This is a genomic window from Mastigocoleus sp. MO_188.B34 (assembly GCF_030065675.1).
GTDB lineage: Bacteria > Cyanobacteriota > Cyanobacteriia > Cyanobacteriales > Nostocaceae > Mastigocoleus.
Window position 1 is genome coordinate 1 of sequence record NZ_JASJDK010000140.1, and the last position, 18,794, is coordinate 18,794.

Below are 18,794 nucleotides of genomic sequence, written 5' to 3' on the forward strand. Positions count from 1 at the left end.
TGTAACGCACCCTAGTGGACTGACACAGCTAAAATGTTGCATTAGAACTAACGGATTCCTCCTCAAAAACTGGATAAAGATGTTGGAGTTTCACCCTGGCATCCTCAGTAGAAAACCGCCATATCACTTTAGAAGCACTATGATTGCGTTCCTGTTGCCAGTTTTCTAGTTCAAGTTTGAGTAGTTCAGAGGTAGGAATCCTTCTGGCTAAACATTGCTTTGATAAAATACTCAATTCAATTTCAGCTACGTTTAACCAACTGCCATTTCGGGGAGTATGATAAATTTCTAAGCGTCTGGCTAATCGATGGGCTTCTGGGGCAGGAAATGCTTCATAAAGTGAGGCGATGTTGTGAGTGTTGAGGTTATCACAAACTAACTTGACTTTTCGCGCCTGAGGATAATCTACATCCAAAAGTTGACGGACTTCTTCTGCCCAGTCAACACGAGTGCGATGGTCTCGGTTGCTAACTCTACGCCATCCCCGATTTGGGTCAAAAAACATAAACAAAGCTTGCACTCCTTCACGGGTTCAATAAAATATAGACAAAACTGCCCAGCCTTACCCAAAGTTACCCTGTATTTCCACTAATTTTGGCTTGCTGCGCGGGGGATTTTATACAAATCACCCATTTTTGCAACGCGTTAAACCCCCGCGCAGCATTAGCGTAGCGTCTCCGTAAGGAGATAGGCTGGGCAGTTTTGTCCAAGTTTTCGTTAGGGGGTTCATCTTCACTGTGTACCTGGCTATAAAGGTCTAAAATTACTTCCATTTGGGACACAAATCTCGCTAAATCTCGTTCTGGGATACAGAATCTTTGCGTTTTCCAAGGGCGTAATTGGTTTTTTTTAAAGTGCGTCGCACGGTTTCACGGGAGATTTCCGTAACAATTGTCCGTTTTTTCAGTTCTGAGGTTAACAATCTAATTGTCCAGTCTGCTCTCCCAGATGGTGGGTCGGAACAACAAAGGGCGATGATATGTGCTTCGGTTGCTCCATCTACTTTTGGCGGAGTGGGAGGAGTATTTCTTTGCGATCGCTCCAGGGCAGGTTTTTCCCCTTTAAGCAGAAATCTCTGGCGAATTCTTCCCACTGTGTTCCTATGTACTTGTAAAGCTTGTGCTATTTCTTCGTCCGTCCATTTTCTTGTTCCTTGTTCTCCTTCATCGCACATGAGCAGAATTCTGGCATGTAAGATTTTTTTGGCGGGTGCATAGCCATTTCGGCTGATTTGTTCGAGTTTTTCTCTCTGTTCTACTGTCAGATGGACTTTATCTCGGCGACCTCTTCCCACTTTCGAGTCCTCACCTTGGCATATCTATTGCACTATTTTAGCTGTGTCAGTCCACTACAAGAAAAATATGCCGGTTGCGTAAGTCCTAACTGATTTAGCAGCCACACTTTTCATGACCGCCAACCCGGATAATAAAATCATCAAAATCAGTATCTTGTTGGTCGCTTCTCACTAATGCAGAACCTGTATCATCCCAGCGTATTAAACTACCACCATTAGCCAAGGCAAAAATATCACCTTCAAACTTTACTTGTCGATTGCCATTGGTATTATTAGTATCTGTGGAATATAAAGTCCCTACAACTCTTCCTTGATATTCAGACCTGAGATAAAAACTATATTTTTTACCAGCTTCAAAGGTAAATTCTGCAGTATCTTTTTGTACTGTATTTCCTGGAGTACCCAAAAAGTCATTAGGGTTTTCTGTTTTAAAGTCAGAAGGAGAATTAACGTCTTGTGGATTATCAGAAGGTTTAGCCTCGATGATTAGATCGGTTTCTTCTCCAGTCTCTTCATTTCTAACGCCAAAAGTAGACTTATAAGCGCCATAAGATCGAACAAACCCAAACTCTACCACAGTATCAACAGCAAACATCACCCCATCATTACCAAAGAGTTCTTTAGCAATTTCTTGGCTTTGACTTGGGGTTGGAGTCTCAACTTGGTTTGGTCTTGGAACTTCTAATGAATTTGGGACTTGAGCTTCATTTGGGGTTGGAACTTGACCCTGTACCGGTGATGCTGACAAAGCACTCAAAATAGCTGCGACCAGGATTCCGAACGAAATATGTATATTAGTTCGATTTATTTTAGACACTAAGCGCATAACAACTCCCCACTACACTAAATATTTTTGGTTAACGAAGTAAAAATCTACCAGAGACGATTGTTAACTCTAGATCTTGTTCCTTCTATATCCTGATTTACCCGTTCTAAAAAGGCTCTGGAGTTTTCCAGCAAAGTATTGAGTTCATTCAACTCTGAAGAATCTGGGCTAACAGGTACTTCTGCAGCAGCAGAACAAGAGCGACTGGATGCATTTTCACCACTTGGAGCAGAATCAAGTGCAAAGCGACGTAAATTACATCTTGGGGGAGTTGAAGGATTGTTACTGAAGCGCCGACGATTATTAAAGCGCTGACGTTGAATGTTGCGATTATTTCTTGTGCTGTTAATAAATCTTCGTATATCGTTTACAGATTGTGGACTTATGAAGGAACTAGTACCTGTATTAGCCGTTTGAGGTATTGGAGATTGACTTACATTACCCCCACTATCTTCAGATGCACTAGCAGGTTCGGGATTTGCAACTAACCCATGAAACGCTAATAATGCGCCAAAAATAACGCCAGTTAATCTGTTTATAAACATGAATGTCTCTACCTTTGGAGTTCTGCAATTTCGATCTAAAATTTAAATCCAAAGCCAGCACTTAAAATAAATCTGGCGTTGCGATCGGAACCTGTAATATCGCGTATTGCAGGAGTAATAACGAAAGGAAAATGTTTAAAGGGTGCGATAGAAGCGCCAACTCCCAAGTCTCGACCAGTCCACTCAGTAATCAGGCTGGCTTGAGGGTGTACCCGGACTGCGACATTACCAAAAACATTGAAATTATCCTCGTCGTTATCTAATGCTTCCTCTGTTCGGAATTCTCCATTACCAATACCAGCAGTTACAGCAATACGACTGAAAGGTTTATTGATATCATCCCTTATCCGGAATATTTTGGTCGCTACACCATAGAGAGAATGTTCAAAATCATTATCGTCACCAATATTTAAAAAGCCATTCATACCAACTGCAGCAGCCCAACCTCCCTTAAATTGGCGATGTACCTTAACATTAAAGCCACCAGTACCAAAGTCTCTATTAGTACCGAAACTTGCAAGGGTGTATGAAAGTACAACACCTACTGACTTTCTAGAGTCACCAAAGCCTGCACCAAAACCAATAGCTGCATCATTTTTGTTCCCAAGACGGGTTCTATCTTGATAACTTGCAGCGACAAAACCTGTATTATTATCGCTACCATACCCTACAGGAACATAAATACTTAGACTAGGAGAAGAATAGTACGATCTTATTTTGACTTTTTCTAGATCGCGTAATTGTCTTTCTATATTTTCAATCTCTTCTAAGGATTCTTCAACAGAGTTATCTGGATCTATATTGGGGTCTGCGACGTTTTGCGCTAAATTTGCGCTGTTTTGCCGATTTAAAGTTTGTTCTGATGCAGTTTGAGTCTGATTATTTATATCAATAGAAAATACTGGATTTAACTCTACTGATTTTGCAGCTTCTTTCTTTAACTGAGAATTAGCTATAGTAATTGCTGATATGCTTTTTTGGGGAACGTTTGTAGTCCTTAAAATTGTTTCTGACTGTTGTTTTTTAGATCTATTTGAGATTTTAGCTAAAGCACTACGAATTTTTCGTATTTTTTGGTTTTCTTGTAGTTCTGTCTCAGATTTGGATAGCGTTATTTCTGTTTGCACTTTAGAGTCATCTTGCTGAATTTCATTTGACTCTTTACTGCTTTTGGAAGCAACTGCGGATGTGAATGAGACAGAGGTAACTAACGAAAATGATATTACTAGGGCTTGCGCGAACATCCCTAGAGTCAAACGATTCATAGATTTTGAATTTTTAAGTAAAAGTAAGAGATTCTGTTTGAATACATTAATGAATAATATTTAGTACGCTGCACGCAAAAAACAAAGTATACGATAGCACATATATGTTTTACAAATACTTGAATAAAAAATTACAATATTATTTGCGATATGGATTTATGTAAAATTACATTTGAGGTTGTGTTTGAGTATACTGAGTCACTTGACCCAAGTCAACTATTAAAGTCTCGCCATACAAGAATTGTGAGAGTAAATTGCATACCTTATTGTTTTTAACTTCATAAATCAAGTTAAACAGGGAATCCAAGCCAAAATTTTAAGCTTTGTCGATTTTCAGCAAAACAGTGAAACAGGATTAGACTTATAATTTTAAGAAATTATTTTCTCTCAACTAAAAGTTATTTTTCATCTAGTTAGAAAGATTTAGTATAAGTAGGTGAGTGAGAAAAATCATAACTTGTTTGTAATCGCGCTTTAGCGCTAAAGCGCTACTAAGAGCCAAATACGATTATTTTATATTTCTTTACATAGTTTACTTTTTTCTTGCCTACTTACTTAAGTTCATTTCGATACTTAATAAATAGTGCTATAAGTTATCAGCAAAATACTATATACCAATAAGGTGTTCGTTTTATTACGTATTTTGCAATATTGAACTCAATATTTTTGATTTAAATTTCTGCATTAATGAAATTTTTCCAATGCTGAAAAGCAAAAATCTTGGGAAGCAAAACTGAAACTGTATAAGTTGATTTCGCTCAAAAAGGATAACGCTTAGCTAAAAACTCTTTTGCCTCAGTTTTATTAGTAATTTCTCCATCCAAAGTCGCTGATAGCACATCATCGAGAATCTGCTTATATTTTGGTCCCGGTTTGTAACCCAATTTCTTCAGGTCATTTCCATTTAAAATTGGTTGGATATTTGCCAAAACAGTCGCGTAATTCCAAATGTGCTGTCTAATTTTACGCGGACTGCGCAGGGCAATTAAAATCAGCACAGGCAAATCATAATGCCGTAATAGCTTAACAATTTGACTTGCTTGCTGACACTCTGGTAAAGACTTCAAGACTATTTCTTGGGTTGAAGCTAAATTTTGCAAACGTCTGATACTTTCATCTTGTAACTGAAGATTTTTAGCCACTAAGTAACGATATTCTGGTTTCAGAAAAGCAATTATTGCTTCTATGCGCATTTGCCAATGAACAAACCTTTGCTGCTCGGGGTCAAAGCGATGCAAACAACGTTCCAGTAACCGCAACTGTCGCAAAAGTTCGTCATCTAACTTCAGTGTCGGATGGATACACTGTAATGCTCCCAATTCCCCTAATAACTGTAGAGCAACTTTCCAGTAAGAAGCTTGGAGGATATGTTTTAATTCTGCTTTTAAACGAGTTTGTAGAGCTGGTGCTTTATGGTTTTCCTTCGTTGTGCGATCGTAGACACCACTTTCGATCGCATAACGAATATATTCTTCAGTTTGACACTCAATTGTAAAACCGAGACGAACAGCAAAGCGAACAGCGCGATAAATACGAGTGGGATCTTCAATAAAGCTATTAACGTGTAAAACCCGAATTTGCTTAGCGTGTAAATCTAATAAACCACCAAAGAAATCCATCAATTTTCCTGGGCGAGGTGGTGTAAGTCGCAACGCCAGAGCATTGATTGTAAAATCCCGTCGATACAAATCTTGCCGAATAGAACTAGCTTCTACTTCTGGATTTGCTGCAGGATAAGGGTAAAATTCTGTCCTTGCAGTTGCAATATCCACCCACATAGAACCCAAAACAGGATCTTTACGCCAGAGCAAAGCAGCAGTTTGAAAAGAACCATGAACTTCCAAACGAGTATTAGGATAAATTTCTTGGAGGGCTTTTGCTAGTTCTACTCCAGCACCCACATCAGCAGCATTATGAAAACCATCTACCACCATGTCAATATCTTGAATTAGCAAAGGTTCATTGGGATTTGCCAATAACAGATCGCGTACTGCTCCCCCAACCAAATAAAGATGCCATCCCCGTTGCTTTGCTTGCAATGATGCTTTGGTGAGAAATTCCCACAGGGGAGGTGCAAGGCGAGAACGTAGTTCTCCTAAAGTCGGTAAATTAACTCTATCTTCTGCGAGTCCGCTATCTCCTTCTCCATTTCTTCTTTCCGAAGCTTCTCTTTCCTGATGTAATTCTCGCAAAACATCCGTACGGGTGACGATACCAACTAAGCGTTCATTTTCCAATACCGGTAAGCGTCCAATATCATAAGTTACCATCAAGGACTCAATTTGTGGCAGCGTAGTATCTGGCGTAATAGTCTTGAGATTTTTTGTCATGTAGCCCTTAACGGGTGCATGGGGGAAACGGTGATGCAGGGCAATATCTAGATCGCGTCGAGAAATAATTCCTACTAAATGTTTTTTCCCATCAACTACTGATAAACCCGAATGTCCGTAACGTAATAAGGTGCGATGAGCTTCCTCAATAGTAGTGTCTGGGAGAATCGTCCGTACCGGCGAAGACATTAAATCTCTAGCAGTTGGGGGATGGGGAATAATCGCCCTTAATTCTTCCAAAACTTCATTTAGTATTGCTTCAGCATCTGCATTACGCAAACTTAATGAAGCAGCTTGAGCGTGACCTCCTCCACCTAATATTTTAAAAATATCATTGAGGCTGCTGTTCTTAATTCGCGATCGCCCAATGATACTTAAACGGTTATTACCATCTTGCTTTATATCATTTACCAGAATTAAAGCATCAATTTCCGTCAACTCTAATAACTCTGATGCCAAAGTGGACAATCCCGGCACAAAATTATTGGTTCTCAAAGTTACCCAAGCAATTTTATATCCCCTAATTTCTTGAGTTTGCAAATTATCCAAAGCTAATGTTAATAGCTGTTGTAATTGTGGAGACAAGCCAGGTTCTACATACTCAGCAACAACAGATAAACTTGCACCTTGCTCCATCAGCCAAGCTAAAGCCAAAGCATCCCGCGATGTCGCCAAGTCGTAAGTTAATGAGCCAGTATCAGCATGAATACCCAAAGCCATCACCGTTGCTTCTGAAGGAGTCAGGGAAATTTGCTGTTGCTTTAATTGTTCAACAATCAAAGTTGTTACCGCACCCACCCCTGAAATATAAGATTTGGTCGCAGGAATATCTAATTTTTGTTCTAAGTGATGGTCGTAAACAATTACTTCCTTAATATTGGGTAAATCAAACCACTCAGCAACCTTTCCTAAGCGATCGCGTTGTTGAGTATCCACCACAGCCAAAGTACGTATATCACGGGGATTTACCGAACGTCTTTCAATTAGGGGATACTCATCACGATGCAAAGCCAAAAATTCCCGCACACCTGGATGACTACCTCCAGGTAACACTATCTTGCTACCAGGTAATAAAAGCCTGAGCCCGACTGCTGCTCCCAAGGCATCAAAATCAGCTGTTGTATGACAGAGAATTAAATCCATAACGGTAATAAACCTTTATTCTGATTAGAGTAGCGCGATCGTAGAACATTTCCTAATCCCCAATCCCCATATGGCTCTTAGCGGAAGCGTGACGCTAGTCATACGCCACGCTATGCTAACGCCGATAGGCGCGGGCTCACCCCAAGCCCCAACCTTGAAAAAGCCCACTGGGAGTGCGAGAATCAATAAATAGGTATCATTTGTGCTGCACGATATTTTATCTTTGATAATAAACAAGCATTTTTGGGAAAAGGGAAAATGACTATCCTGTTTCAAATTTCTTTATTAGCTTTAGTAGCTCTTTCATTCGTTATGGTAATTGGGGTTCCTGTTGCTTACGCAACTCCTCAAAATTGGGTTGAATCAAAAAAATTACTCTGGATTGGTTCTGGTATTTGGATCGTTTTAGTGGTACTAGTTGGAATATTAAACTTTTTCGTAATTTAGGCGACTGCTTCTAATTCAAATATACAAATAGCATGGGAATAGAGAAACTAAGGAACCCAGAAGAAAATAAATCTTGAGTAATGAAACAGGGTCAAACTGACAAAAAATCATAAAGATTCCTATTCGCTGTTTCCTGATTTTTATTTTTTTCTTGTTTTCCGATCTCTGTTCCCATTGTTTTCGAGAAACGCATGTATATTTGCAAGAAGTATAGTGAATTAATGAACGCATAATGGCAGTTTTTGAGGGAACTTTTACTCAAGCAGAACCATTGCATTTTGCAGTGGTAATTGGTCGCTTCAATGACCTGGTGACCAACAAACTGCTAGCAGGATGTCAAGATTGCTTGAAACGTCATGGCATTGACGTCAATCCCAATGGCTCTCAGGTAGATTATGTTTGGGTTCCAGGTAGTTTTGAAGTCCCACTAGTTGCTCGACAATTAGCAACCTCAGGTCGTTACGACGCAGTTATTTGTTTGGGAGCAGTAATCCGAGGACAAACTCCCCATTTTGATTACGTATCTTCAGAAGTGGCAAAAGGCATTGCAGCAGCAGCGTTTCAAACGGGAGTTCCGGTTATTTTCGGTGTGTTAACCGCCGATACCATGCAACAAGCTTTGGAACGTGCTGGAATTAAGAGCAACCATGGATGGGATTATGCAATGAACGCTTTGGAAATGGGTAGCTTAATGCGACAATTGCGTTCTTCTGGAACACAAGCATATCCTAGCAGTACTCAATCTTTAGCGCCTTCTCTTAGCAATACCGCCTTAGGCGAGTTTTCTACAGATACTCCACCCAAGGGCTAAGCCGACAACTAGATAGTTTCATCTAGATTTATCCATAACAGGAGGCAGGAGAATAACTTAATGGGGGATTTACAAGGTAAATATGGGAGTTTGAACTTCTAACTCCTGACTCCTAACTCCTAACTCCTAACTCCTGACTCCTGCTGTGCTGACGCCCCACTGCGTTAACGCTCGTTAGAGCGCGGTCTGTCCTGACTCCTGACCTAATAAAGTAATATTCTCAGTCAAAGCTTGACAAATTAAATTGACTTTGCAATACTTATTGAAGATTGATTAATGCGGGTATAGCTCAGTGGTAGAGCGTCACCTTGCCAAGGTGAATGTCGCGCGTTCGAATCGCGTTACCCGCTCTTAATTTTCAGTTTATAACCTTATCTGGGGAAGTAAATATAACTGATTCTTGTAAATCTTGGGCAATTTTTTGTTATTAGAGATAGATGAATCTATTTTAATTGGTTCATACACTTTTAATTATTTTCAAAGTGAATGCATTTGATAATTTTCTAGAATAGAAAGGTAAGTTTTGCGATCGCATAAGGTAACCAAAATTCTAAATTCAATCAAAATTGCAGCTTATTCATTTTCTTTCCTTCATAGCTTAAGAAGATAATTGAATTAAAGCTTGTGTTTCTTGTCGCTCCACAAGCATTCCTAATTTGTCAAATGCTCTGATTGCCTGTTTTGCCCAATCATAGGCAACCTTTAAATTACCCCGTTTTTGCTCTAGACTGGCTAGGGAGCGTTTTGTATATGCTTGAGTACATTCATCTTGATTGTTCTTAGCGACTTGCAAACCTTCTGTCAAAAGCAACTGTGCTTTATGTAAGTCGCCTTCTTGAATAGCAATATCTGCTAAAAAGTCTTTGGCAAGAAAAATTGCTCTTTGCCAACCAATAGCTTGGGCTTTATCCACAATTTGTTCAAATAACTTCTGACTGAGTTCGTAATTACCGGTTTTATAGTAAATTTCGCCTTTATAGTAGGAAATACTTATCGATAATCGAATTGCGATAGATGATGGAACTTCCTCACTATCTAGTAAACTTTCAGCACGTTCGAGCCATTGTTCTGCTTTTTGCAATTGCTTTTGCTGAATATGCCATACAGCAATATGATTCGCTAAATTGACTTGCCAATCAACTGTTTGATGTTGGCGCAATTCCCAAGCTTGAGTAAACAATTTATTTGCTGCAGCTAGGCATGAAGGTTGCCCTATTAAAGTTAATTTCCATCCCCGTTCGGCAATCATTTCAATAAAAGTTTCTAAATCTTCAAACCTTTGGGCATTAATAGTCAGCCACTCCAACCATCCTAAAGCTGCATCCCAATACTTGAGTCGATTACGACGACGATATCCTTGTGAGTAAGTATAACATTTTACGCTGCGCCACATTTTGCAGACATCATCATAACGTTCTTTCTTAATACACCATTGAATTACTTCCGTGATGTTATCCCATTCAGCAGCTAAATCTTGGTAATTTTGCCACTCACGCCAATCTTTACCACCATGTTTGTGAGTAACGTCTAAATACCAACTAACCCAACGATTACGAACTAAGTTTGCTAGTTGAGGATTTGCTGCCATTTTCGACAGTACATATTCGCGAGTCAACGGCTGGATAAGGTATCTCCCTTGTTGATGAACAATCAAGGATAATTGTTGTAAGCGGGCTAAATCATTCGCTGCAATATGTTCCTTCACAGCAGCTACAACACATAATGCTTGTTTGGTTGGAGGTTTAACAAATACTGCCAACGCCATTAACAGTTGATAGGCTGTTTGTCCTTCAATATGCTGCATTGAACTCTCAAGGTAAAAGCGGCAATAATCTCCCCGATAACTTCTTAACTGAGAAGAAATTGATTGAATACTGTAACCCGCACAGAACAAACGAATGGCATAATTAATTGCGGCAGGTATACCACCAGTAATTTTATAAATTTCTAAAGACTTATCTAAACTTAAGGTAACACCATTTTGATTAGCTTGCTCTTGAATTAATACTAAAGTCTCAGTTTGAGTCAAACTTGTTAGACGAACTGCTGTGAAAGGTGTTTTTTCTCGACTGATGAGTGCAGTTTTAACCGTGGACGGCAATTCATAAAGAAAACTCAAAATTTTTTGCTGTTCTTCTAGGTTCTCAAAGTTATCAATGATTAGTAAAGTGCGTTTTTTACTTAAATGCTTCCATATTTGTTGGTAACTTTCTTCAAAGTTGTCAGTAAATATCTCTTCACAGCCAACAATACAAGCAATTGTTTTTAAAATATCAGCAAAGTTTTTTTCTCTACGCCAACGGGGTACAATTCCACAGTCTGTAAAATACTGAATTTTCCCACTGGTAAAGATAATCGCTTCAAAGTCAGGTAAACTCTCTCCTGAATCTTGCCAAGTTATATTTTTCTGTGAAAATTCTAAACAACGATATACCACATCTAAAATTAATGCAGTTTTGCCAACACCACCCATTCCTTCAACTGAAATGCGAGCATTGGGATTTTTCCACGAAAGCAAATCCAGAAGTTTATTTACTTCCCATTCGCGTCCCACTAATCCAGCACGGTCGCGATTTGGCAAATTATGTTTTAGTTTGAACTGTGACTTGTCTGACTGGGTTTGAGTTTTCTGTATATTTGCCTGTGAATCTAAGAAAAGTTTTTGCTTGCTTGTAGTTTCTGTATCATCGTGAAATTCTTCTGTATTGAGCCAACCATCTTCACCAGCTAGCCCTTTCATTTTTAGTTCTTTTTGTTCTTGTTGATAAATTCGCTGCTGAATAACAGCTTTAACATTAGCTTTGGTAACTTTTTCTGATAAAACTTGAGATAAAATTTGCCAAAGTTTCGGTCCAATATCATTTTTCAGATATTCAAGGGTATAATTATTTTCCGCCGCAATTTGTGAATATTTTTTTCCCTGCCAAGTTCCAAAAAGTACTAATATTTCAATATTTGACAAATGCTTACCAGTTTTAGCTACGACTAGTTCATCTACAAGTCCTAAAACTTGTTTAAAAGTAATATCATTCGAGAAAAAACCATTCTTTTTACTACTCATTCACCCAATGATTTTGGCGTTTTACGACAACAATAATCTTCATAATATTTGATGCAAAAAATATTTTATTTTTCTTAAGCGTTCGGAATATAATTACTTCCTTTTAAAGGCTAAATTTACTTCAAAAAACAATAAAAGAGAACTAATAATTTTTCTATAACATCACTTTCTAACTTGTATTAAGTAATTTGAACGCGGTCAAAATTATATGTTATGCAAAACTTTTGGCTCTTCTAAATTATTATTTATGACAATCTCATATACATTTATTCATTGTTTTTCATAATTTGACAATATATTATAGGTTGTTGCCAAAACTGTAACCGCCAACTTGCCAAGTCATGGAAAATGTCATAGTCGAAATCAGAATTATGACGATAATAGTGGTGATATTGGACAAGTTAATGAATAGTTCCCGCACAAAGTTCCTTCAAAGGCGTTACGGCGTAAGTCTCGGTAGACGTTACGTATTAGCAGCAACTAGCGTGGTTTTAATGGGTGTATTAGGATATTCGCAGATAAATAGTAGCACGAGTGCGGTTGCGGAATCTCCTTTAGCTAATACAGAAGCTCCACCTTTAAACCCAATGACAAAGCCAGAACAGGAAATTGTTGCAGCTAACACCAAGTTTGGTTTTAAATTATTTGCAGAAATTCTTAAAGAACAAAAGGAAGAAAATATTTTTATTTCTCCTTCCAGCATCGCTATGGCTTTAGCAATGACCTACAACGGTGCTAGTGGTTCTACCCAAAAAGTAATGGCTCACGCTTTAGAGCTAAAGGGTCTAAACCTACAACAGATTAATAATGGCTATGGGGAATTGAAAAAATTATTAGTAAATCCAGACGAAAAGGTAAAGCTTGATATTGCTAATTCTCTCTGGGTAAATCAAGATTTTAAACTTAGTCCTGAGTTTCTCCAAAGAAATCAGAAGTTTTATCAAGCTGAAATTAGTAATCTAAATTTCAACGATCCCAATTCAGTAAAAACAGTAAATACATGGGTAAAAGAAAATACTCAAGGTAAAATAGATAAAATTCTTGAAAGAATAAACACTGACGATGTATTATTCCTCATCAATGCTATTTACTTTAAAGGTAGCTGGAATAAAGAATTTGATCGCACAAAAACCCAAGAATTACCTTTTACATTGACATCAGGGAAACAAAAGCTACACCCTATGATGGCACAAAGCGACCGATACAGATACTACGAAACTGAAAAATTTCAATCCGTAAGTTTACCCTACGGCAAAAATGAACGAATCAGTTTTTATGTATTTTTACCCAAGGAAAATTCTAATTTGCAAGAATTCTACCAAAATTTAAACGCTTCGAATTGGGGGAAATGGATGAACCAGTTTCAGAAGCGACAAGGTTCGATTCGTCTACCACGTTTTAAGACAGAGTATGATATTACTCTCAACAAAACATTAAGTGCTTTGGGAATGAGGGAAGCTTTCACAGAGAAAGCAAATTTTTCTGATATGGGAAATAATCTTGCCATTTCTGAAGTGAAGCATAAAACTTTTGTAGAAGTTAACGAGGAAGGTACAGAAGCAGCAGCTACTACTTCTGTCGGAATTACCCGGGTTTCTGCCTCACAAGAACAGCCATTTAACATGGTCGTTAATCGTCCCTTCTTCTACGCAATTAGGGATAACAAAACGGGAAGTTTATTATTCATGGGCTCAATAGTTGAACCTAATGTTTGAAAATTCAATGGGAGAAAATTTACTTTCCTTGAATATTCATTTTCTGTAATTGGGTGTAGTTTTAAGCTATGAATTTTGTTTATAGCAAATGTATTTGCAGTAAATATTTCAACAGCAAATACATTAAGCCAAAGACAAATTTTAAATTACTCAAACAGCTGTTCTGTGTGAATATAAATTTGTATGAATATAAATCGAGTACTTGTTTTGTTAATTAAGTAACGAATCTATTGATATCGGGGTTGCGACTATCTTAATGGTACTGATACTTGATTTGGTTGACCCTCCACAATCTCCTCAGTTGAGTCAACACTATCAGTAGGTATTGGACGTAAAAAAGTTAAGATAGACTTGATTACCACAGCTATTGGAACAGCAACAACAACACCTAAAAGCCCACCAATTCTAGCTCCACACAAAACTGAAATAACTACCCAAACTGGATTTAAACCCGTAAAACTACCTAAGATGCGGGGTCCAATTAGATTTTCCAGAATTTGCTGAATAATAACTGCTGCTAGTAAAACCCTCATTCCCATCCAGAAATCCTGCAAAGTCACAAGGGAAGTTGTCACAGCAATACCCACAGTTCCCCCAAAGGGAACCAACGCCATCAAGCCAATTGTTAAACCAAACAATAAACCAAATGGTACTTTCAGCCATAAAAAAGTAGATATGAGTGCTGATGCCATACAAACCGATAGTATCAGTTGAGTAATAAAGAAGTTTTGAAAACTCAAGCGGATAGTTTCGGAAAAATGCTCGCGAAATTTTGTAGGTAACCAATATATTAAACTAGACCAAAGCTCACCCCCATGCTGTAAAAGATAAAAAGTTAAGACCATTGTCAAAACAAAATCTAGCAGACTTGTGACCGTAATTACTGCCAAATTCAAAACTTGTCCGGCGATCGCCTGCAATTCTCCTTTAACGCGGTCATTAATTTGTACTACTAAAGCATCTAAATTTAGAGGTAATCCTAAACTATCTGCTTTTTCATTTAGCATCATTAGTTGCGAACGCCCAGAATCAATCAAATCTGGTAGTCGAGCAACAAGTTGCTGTGCTTGGGTTAAAGCCAAGGGGAAAAGGGTCACACCTAATGCCAATAAAATTGATAAGGCAATCAAAAATACTAAGATTGCTACCGGTTCTCGCCTAACACCTTGACGTTCCAACCAGCTAACGGGATAGTTAAGCAGAAACGCTAAAACTGATGCTCCGACTAAAATAACAATTAAGGAATGAAAATAGTTGAAAATAGCTAAAAGTGCCCAGCCATTAAGTACTAATAGCGGCGTTAATAAAGTAGCTGCGGCTATTCGTACTATCGGCGTAAGTGTCTGCCACCATTGGAGGAGCTTACCTGTCTGCATCTGCTGATTGCGGGATACAACGAAATAAATTTCTTTTTTACAACTCTTTTTTATAAGTTACGATTGTCAGATAAATTTTTCATTACTCATTTTAGATTAATAATTCCCCTAATTTATAATTACATACTTAGAAATGAACCATACAGAAAGTGCAAACAGGGCTCATAACACCAACGATACATCATATCCTTCCCAATATTTACTTTTATATTTAATTCCCGTCATAGGTTTTTTCCCATCTTTATGGACTCTTTATCACAAACAAGGTAGCAGGGAAAAGCTTAGTGTCAGTAGACTATCAGTGACTTTAGCCCTTACATGGGTTATGGGGTATATTCTCCTAGCAAGTGGAACAGCATCCTTAAACTCAAATTTATTTGCTGTACGTCTGCTTATTCTCAATAGCTTTTTTACTTCTAGTTATTTTTTGGTTAGTATTTGGTTAATGCTCCGAATATCTAAAAACAAATATAAAGGTTTGCCAGGATTTAGCCAGCTTGCCGATCAAATATTAGGTAAGTATTTGTCCTAACCTTTACTTAAGGTCTTAACATTTAAAATTTATTGTAGGTGTTTTTTATAGGCATTGATTAAAATACTGACTTAAATGCAATAAAAGTGATAGTACAAGAGTGTAAATTTAGTCAAATGTGAGTAAGAATTGTCATACTTTAATAAAACATCACAACATCTCCGGATTCATAGAAAAAATAATAGAAATACTGCTATAAGTGTTTTGATTGACACGGAAGTGGGAAATTTACCACTGATAATTAGTAGTTAGTTATTATGGGTTGATTCATTAAATTGGTTTGTAATTTGACCATATCTATCAGTAAGTGTGAGGAAATAAGTGACTATTCACAAAAGCTCAGCGCAGGATAAGCATTCGGCTAGCACTTCCAATATGGGTACAAGAAATACCCAAAAAGGGAAATCAGGACGTTGGTTGTGGTTTTGGGTTGGAATGAGTGGAGTTGCCATGGTATCTGCGACTGCAGGAGCACTGCTCGCTGTTTCATTAACAAGTACACCCCTGATGCAAGCCAATCTCAGCCCGGATGAAGCTGCGGTGTTTGAGAGCGATCGGATTGCTGGTGGTGGGCTGCGTTTTTCAGAATTAACTCGCCCTGTCAATATTTTGGTTATGGGGATGAGTGTATTACCACCGGATAGCCGTCAAGTCTCTGTTGACACAAAAGAACTAGGATACTTGCCTCAGGTTAATGCATTTGATGGTCTCGCTGATGTAATGCTGTTAATCAGATTCGAGCCACAGCAGAAAAAAATTGTCATGCTTTCCATTCCCAGGGATACTCGCACTACAGTCGAAGGGTATGGTAAAAGAAAAATTAACTCTGCAAACCTCGTCGGCGGTCCAGCATTAACAGCAACAACAGTAAGTAATCTTTTAGACGATGTAGCAATTGACCGTTATATCCGAATTAACGTTTTGGGTGTTGGCAAATTAATCGACGCTTTAGGAGGTGTAACAGTTTACGTTCCTAAAGATATGAAATATCAAGATGATTCTCAACATCTTTACATCAATTTGAAAAAAGGGAAACAACATCTTGACGGCGACAAAGCACTCCAATTACTACGTTTTCGTCATGATAATAAGGGAGATATTGGTCGCATTCAACGCCAACAAATGGTTATGCGAGCATTAATAGATCAATCTCTTAATCCTGCGACTTTAGGAAGATTACCTCATATCCTTAATGTTGTTCAGTCCCATTTAGACACGAATTTAACTCTAGAAGAACTATTAGCACTTGCTAGTTTTGGCGTCCGAACCAACCGCTCCAATATGGAAATGTTAATGCTACCTGGTCGTTTTAGCCAAAAAAGTGAATTTAATGCTAGTTACTGGATACCAAACAAAGATCGTATTTCCAATCTAATGGTGCGTAATTTCGGATTGGAATCAGATGCTCCCTTAGAGATAAGCGATCCGTCTTCTTTAAGAATAGCAATTCAAGATAGTACTAATAGTAGTCGTGCGGAACTTCGACCTTTAATTCGAGGTTTGCAAAGGGCTGGTTATAGCAATATTCATATATCTAGCCCGTGGAGCATACCATTACAAGAAACTCATATTGTTGCCCAAAAAGGTGATGGAGACAGCGCTGAGTTAATTCGCAATGCATTAGGATTTGGAGAGGTAAGGGTTGAAAGTACTGGAACCTTGAGTTCCGATATTAGTATCCAGTTGGGTCAAGATTGGTTAAAAAATAAAGATTTATTGGATGAAAAGTAATTTAAGTAAAATCTTTAATTGTTGCTTATCTTTATGACCTATTATTTTCCAGCCTAACAAATCAGCTTTATTTATCATCTAGGGTATATTTTAGGTATATAATTTGTAACTAAAGATAAATCATTTTTTTAGCTGTCCTGTTCTTTCCCTTAGATAAAATACAAATCAATAAGCATAATAGTAAATATTTTCTGCAATTTAATTTTGCTTTTTTTTAAACCTTTAATCTGCCTAACCTCAAATTAAATTCAAATCCAAACTCAATTGAAATTGAAAATCAAATTAAAATTTGAAATTTAAATCAAATACAAAACTAAATTTAGTTCAAATTCAATTAAATTTTAAATTCAAATTCAATATAATAAATTTTTGCAATTTACAATTTCATTGAGCTAATGGGATTATGATATTTATTCCTGAATCCAATCTTGTAAAATGGAGTTTACTAAAGAAGGAGCCTCATCTTGAGGGCAATGTCCTACACCTTGTAAAGGAATAAATTTTTTGACTTGCGGATAATTAGCCAATTCTCTACCTAGATCTATTGGTTCCCAAGGGTCGTCAGTTCCCCATAAAATAATTACAGGACACGAAAGTTTTGGTAAAAGGTCTTCTGCTAAAGGTCCACTTGAGTATGCGGTAAATGCAAGGAAAACATCTGCTGCTCCTGGATCCTTAGCTGGTTTTATAATGATGTCAATTAATTCTTCCGTAACCGCATTATCATCAATATAAGCTTGTTGAAGAACTTTCTTCACAGTACTACGCTTAGCTATTTGATGGAAAAAGAATTTACCAACAGTTCGGAAAGTCAAAATTTTTTGTAGTAGCGGAGTTCCCAAACGACGACTCAATGGTAAAGTTTCTCGTTTCCTCTCGTGAAGTAATCGCAAAGAACAATTAAGCAGAGCAATTCCTGATGATATATCAGGTTCGATCGCAGCAGCTTGCATAATTGCAATACAGCCAATAGAATTTCCGATAAGATAGGCTGTTTTACCAACTACTTGCTGGCAAAAATCTTTTATCTGCTGACCCCAAGTATCAAAGGTATAGTTAATTTCTGTATTGGGGGAGGGTTTAGCCGAACCACCAAAACCGATTAAATCTAAAGCATAAACACGGCATTTTTGTGCTAATACGGGAATATTTTTTCGCCAGTGACCCCAAGATGCACCAAAGCCATGTACTAACACAATGGCTGGTCCTGATTCTCCCTGCTGTTGATAACATATGGGGAAACCCTTCCAAATCCAGGTTTTTACAGGGTTTAATCCTAACTCAGAAGCAAAAGTGGTCATTGATTTAAATTCAGTAATAATCCGAAAGCTCAATATTAATTTTATGTTTATCTGTATCAGGTTTGGTGTGAATTTACTCGAACCACTTCCCAGGCTGAGAAAATATTAAATTTTAAATTTTAGACTCTGAAGTTTAGATTATAAAATTTAAACCTTGAATTTATAGGTCTTGAAATTTGTTAGCATGTGTGTTTTGGCTTTGACACATAGTATAACGAAAAAATAGTACGAAAAAAAATTTACATAGGTATTTATTTACTTAAAAATCAAGAAAATAACATTTTTTATATACACACTTATTCAGTGCTATCACTTATGCTAAAACACTGAATATCAAAATATTTTTCAAATATTATTCATACATAACGATCGCACGCTAAGTTTGTGAAGCAAGATAAATAGTATGGATATTTTTAT

The 18,794-nt window shown here is 37.6% G+C and carries 12 protein-coding genes, 1 tRNA gene and 2 pseudogenes; 6 read left to right on the top strand and 9 right to left on the bottom strand.

Annotation, left to right across the window (positions count from 1 at the left end; all coding sequences use genetic code 11):
• Positions 1-28: 28 nt before the first annotated feature.
• From QNJ50_RS24290 to QNJ50_RS24315, 6 genes and pseudogenes are all read right to left on the bottom strand, one after another.
• Positions 29-541 (bottom strand): annotated as a pseudogene (locus tag QNJ50_RS24290) (transposase); the annotation flags it as partial.
• Positions 542-722: 181 nt separating this feature from the next.
• Positions 723-1,294: pseudogene (locus QNJ50_RS24295) on the bottom strand (helix-turn-helix domain-containing protein); the annotation flags it as partial.
• Between the two features lie 94 nt (positions 1,295-1,388).
• Complete coding sequence (locus tag QNJ50_RS24300; RefSeq protein ID WP_300640720.1) at positions 1,389-2,120, bottom strand: hypothetical protein; 732 nt, start codon at positions 2,118-2,120, stop codon at positions 1,389-1,391.
• A gap of 47 nt (positions 2,121-2,167) precedes the next feature.
• A complete protein-coding gene (locus tag QNJ50_RS24305; RefSeq protein ID WP_300640722.1) occupies positions 2,168-2,665 on the bottom strand; it encodes a hypothetical protein in 498 nt (165 codons plus the stop codon).
• Positions 2,666-2,700: 35 nt separating this feature from the next.
• Positions 2,701-3,930: a hypothetical protein gene (locus QNJ50_RS24310; RefSeq protein WP_300640724.1), complete on the bottom strand. Its 1,230-nt coding sequence runs from the start codon at positions 3,928-3,930 to the stop codon at positions 2,701-2,703.
• Between the two features lie 758 nt (positions 3,931-4,688).
• Positions 4,689-7,403 carry a CBS domain-containing protein gene (locus QNJ50_RS24315; protein ID WP_300640726.1) on the bottom strand — a complete coding sequence of 905 codons (2,715 nt, stop codon included), beginning with the start codon at positions 7,401-7,403 and terminating at the stop codon, positions 4,689-4,691.
• Between the two features lie 258 nt (positions 7,404-7,661).
• Here QNJ50_RS24315 and psbZ point away from each other — a divergent pair, with 258 nt between their 5' ends.
• The 3 genes from psbZ (at position 7,662) to QNJ50_RS24330 (ending at position 9,011) form a co-directional block, all read left to right on the top strand.
• Positions 7,662-7,850: a photosystem II reaction center protein PsbZ gene (gene psbZ, locus QNJ50_RS24320; RefSeq protein WP_300640728.1), complete on the top strand. Its 189-nt coding sequence runs from the start codon at positions 7,662-7,664 to the stop codon at positions 7,848-7,850.
• Between the two features lie 232 nt (positions 7,851-8,082).
• Positions 8,083-8,661: a 6,7-dimethyl-8-ribityllumazine synthase gene (ribH, locus tag QNJ50_RS24325; protein WP_300640730.1), complete on the top strand. Its 579-nt coding sequence runs from the start codon at positions 8,083-8,085 to the stop codon at positions 8,659-8,661.
• A gap of 278 nt (positions 8,662-8,939) precedes the next feature.
• Positions 8,940-9,011, top strand: a tRNA-Gly gene (locus QNJ50_RS24330).
• A 248-nt stretch (positions 9,012-9,259) separates the two neighbouring features.
• Here the strand turns inward: QNJ50_RS24330 and QNJ50_RS24335 are convergent.
• Positions 9,260-11,722 (bottom strand): ATP-binding protein, encoded by a 2,463-nt coding sequence (locus QNJ50_RS24335; protein ID WP_300640732.1) that lies wholly within the window; start codon positions 11,720-11,722, stop codon positions 9,260-9,262.
• 404 nt (positions 11,723-12,126) lie between these two features.
• On the opposite strand from QNJ50_RS24335, the gene QNJ50_RS24340 reads away from it, so the two are divergent.
• Entirely contained in the window at positions 12,127-13,437 is a 1,311-nt protein-coding gene (locus QNJ50_RS24340; protein WP_300640735.1) for a serpin family protein, read from the top strand.
• Positions 13,438-13,685: 248 nt separating this feature from the next.
• On the opposite strand, the gene QNJ50_RS24345 is transcribed toward QNJ50_RS24340, so the two are convergent.
• Entirely contained in the window at positions 13,686-14,813 is a 1,128-nt protein-coding gene (locus QNJ50_RS24345) for an AI-2E family transporter (RefSeq protein WP_300640737.1), read from the bottom strand.
• A gap of 133 nt (positions 14,814-14,946) precedes the next feature.
• Here QNJ50_RS24345 and QNJ50_RS24350 point away from each other — a divergent pair, with 133 nt between their 5' ends.
• Positions 14,947-15,345 (top strand): hypothetical protein, encoded by a 399-nt coding sequence (locus QNJ50_RS24350; RefSeq protein ID WP_300640739.1) that lies wholly within the window; start codon positions 14,947-14,949, stop codon positions 15,343-15,345.
• A 321-nt stretch (positions 15,346-15,666) separates the two neighbouring features.
• Positions 15,667-17,076 carry an LCP family protein gene (locus QNJ50_RS24355; protein ID WP_300640741.1) on the top strand — a complete coding sequence of 470 codons (1,410 nt, stop codon included), beginning with the start codon at positions 15,667-15,669 and terminating at the stop codon, positions 17,074-17,076.
• Between the two features lie 410 nt (positions 17,077-17,486).
• Here the strand turns inward: QNJ50_RS24355 and QNJ50_RS24360 are convergent, their stop codons facing one another.
• Positions 17,487-18,377 (bottom strand): alpha/beta fold hydrolase, encoded by an 891-nt coding sequence (locus QNJ50_RS24360; protein ID WP_300640743.1) that lies wholly within the window; start codon positions 18,375-18,377, stop codon positions 17,487-17,489.
• Between the last annotated feature and the right edge of the window lie 417 nt (positions 18,378-18,794).